General features: G+C 64.3%; 2 protein-coding genes. Both read right to left on the bottom strand.

Annotation, left to right across the window (positions count from 1 at the left end; translation table 11 throughout):
* Nucleotides 1-296: 296 nt before the first annotated feature.
* A complete protein-coding gene (locus tag AX703_RS12615; protein WP_062344492.1) occupies nucleotides 297-1,490 on the bottom strand; it encodes an IS91 family transposase in 1,194 nt (397 codons plus the stop codon).
* Between the two features lie 3 nt (nucleotides 1,491-1,493).
* A complete protein-coding gene (locus AX703_RS12610) occupies nucleotides 1,494-2,399 on the bottom strand; it encodes a tyrosine-type recombinase/integrase (protein WP_062344490.1) in 906 nt (301 codons plus the stop codon).
* Nucleotides 2,400-2,518 lie beyond the last annotated feature (119 nt).

Here is a 2,518-nt window from a genome sequence, read left to right as displayed (position 1 = left end):
TGTGAAGGGTTTCGGGCGCTTGCGTACGAAAGCCTCCAGTGCAGGAACCCGCGGGCCCCACGCGCTGGTCTATGGGTAAAGCTGCTTTGGGATGGTTCTGGAGGGTAAGCGCTGCCGCTGCGGAAGTGCACCCGCCGGCCGGATCAGCGTGATTTTGTGCAGCGTCAGATCGCGAGCGACGGCTGTTATGAAGTTCGCTTTGCCCTGGGCCCGACGTAATTCCGGGATGGGTACGCGCTGGGTTATCGGCCAATGCGCCATGAGCGTGACCGTCATGCAGGATGGGCCATGCCAGATCATGGCGCGTGTCTCTGGGCTGGGAATGCTGCCGTTGGTGGTGCGCGTGGTTGGCACCAGCGAGCGAAGGTTTCGATAATGGTCATGTGCCCGCCGCAACATGGGCATGGCGGGCGATGATCGGGCTGCTCGCCGGGTTCGGGCTCCTCGGCAGGTGCAGCGACGCCCAGCAGCCTGCGTGCAAGCGCCATGGTGTCCTTGTGCGCTGAACTGGCGAGCAGGCCATAATGCCGGATGCGGTGGAAGCCGCGCGGCAGGACGTGGATCAGGAAGCGACGGATGAACTCGTCGGTCGCCAGCGTCATGACCTGCTGGCGCTCGGCGCCATCGCGGCGATAGTCCTTGTAGCGGAACGTCACGCCGGTCTCGTCGAAGCCGATGAGCCGCCGGTTCGAGATGGCGACGCGGTGGGTGTAGCGCGAGAGATAGGCCAGCACCGCCTGCGGCCCGGCGAAGGGCGGCTTGGCATAGACCACCCAGCGCTTCTTCCGGATCGGGGACAGATGCCGCAGGAAGGCCTTGCGTATCGCTAGGCCCGCCAAGGTGCTGAAGAAGACGAGCTTGCCGGCATCGAACAATGCCAACAGGCGAGTGAGGAACAGGCGGCGGAATAACGCGCCCAGCACGCGCACCGGTAACAGGAAGGCGGGGCGTGCCGAGATCCAGCGCGTACCGTCCAGCGCGATGCCGCCACCGGGCACGATCATGTGCACATGCGGATGGTGCGTCAACGCCGATCCCCATGTGTGCAGCACGGCGGTGATACCGATGCGTGCGCCGAGGTGCTTGGGATCGGCGGCGATGGTCAGCATCGTGTCCGCAGCGGCGCGGAACAGCAGGTCATAGACCACCGCCTTGTTCTGCCAGGCGATGTCGGCGATCTGGGCAGGCACCGTGAAGACGACGTGGAAGTAGCCGACCGGCAACAGATCGGCCTCACGCGCGGCCAGCCAGGTGCGCGCAGCAGCGCCTTGGCACTTGGGACAGTGCCGGTTGCGGCAGGAGTTGTAGGCGATCCGCCAGTGCCCGCAATCATCGCAGGCTTCAACGTGACCGCCCAGTGCGGCGGTGCGGCAGTTCTCGATCGCCGTCATGACCTTGAGCTGGCCGAGGCTGAGATGCCCGGCATGGGCTGCACGATAGGCGGGCCCGGCGCTGTGGAAGATGTCGGCGACCTCGAGTGAGGCGCGCACGGTTCAACCGGGAGGTGCCCTGCCTTCCATCACGGCAACGATCTGGTCGAGCGGGCTGGCCACCGCCCGCATGGTCTTGCTGGAAACCTGAGTATAGATCCCAGTCGTGTTGATGTTCACGTGTCCGAGCAAGACCTGGATTACGCGGATATCGACACCCTGCTCGAGCAGGTGAGTAGCGAACGAGTGGCGCAATGTGTGCGGGCTTACCCGCTTGTGGATCTCTGCGCGCTCGGCCGATTCCTGCACGACCCGGTGCAACTGGCGAGCCGAGACTGGATCCGTGCCGCTACGGCCAGGGAATAACCAACCATGCGGCAACATAACCCCGCGCCGCTTGCCTTCGCGCCACCACTGTCGAAGCAAGTCCAGCAGGTGCGTTGAGAGCATGGCGTTACGATCCTTGCGCCCCTTGCCCTGCTCGACGCGGATCAACATCCGGGTGCTGTCGATGTCATCGACCTTGAGGTGGGCAACCTCCGAGACCCGCAGGCCCGCGCCATAGGCAACGCTGAGAGCTGCCTTGTACTTTATGCCTGGCGCTGCCTCGAGCAACCGCGCTGTCTCCTCGACGCTCAAAACCACCCGCAGCTTGGGTGTGAAGCGAACGACAACCAGCCCTAGCGCCATCTCCGGCCGCCTGAGGGTTATCCCGAAGAGGAACCGCAGTGCCGACACGGCCCCATTGATCGTGGCAGGCCCCACGGCGCGCTCGTGCTGGTCGACCTGATAACGCCGGAGGTCTTCCACCGTAGCCGTGTCCGGGGGGCGGCCGAGAAACGCGGCGAAGTTACGGACATGTCGGATATAGTCATTCTGCGTGTGCGCCCCGAAGCCACGCATCGTCATGTCCTGCAACATCCGCTCACGCAGCGAATGAGTCGGGGAAGTGGTCGTGATAGTATCCATGGTGAGTTCCTCTCCGTTGAAGGAACTCCACGGTCGCAAGGCGACATCGCCGCACGCAAAGCCTGAACAATACTACGCTACGGCACCCCAAGCGACTCTCCCGCGGAGCGGGTTCGTGC

The organism is Novosphingobium sp. CCH12-A3 (assembly GCF_001556015.1).
In the GTDB taxonomy this organism is placed as follows: domain Bacteria; phylum Pseudomonadota; class Alphaproteobacteria; order Sphingomonadales; family Sphingomonadaceae; genus Novosphingobium; species Novosphingobium subterraneum.
The sequence above is the reverse complement of the archived record's forward strand: the minus strand, read 5'-3'. Positions and strand labels throughout refer to the sequence as shown.

Bases quoted from the DNA above. Each gene is read 5' to 3' on its own strand.
- AX703_RS12610 (WP_062344490.1), bottom strand. From the start codon at position 2,399: ATGGATACTATCACGACCACTTCCCCGACTCATTCGCTGCGTGAGCGG.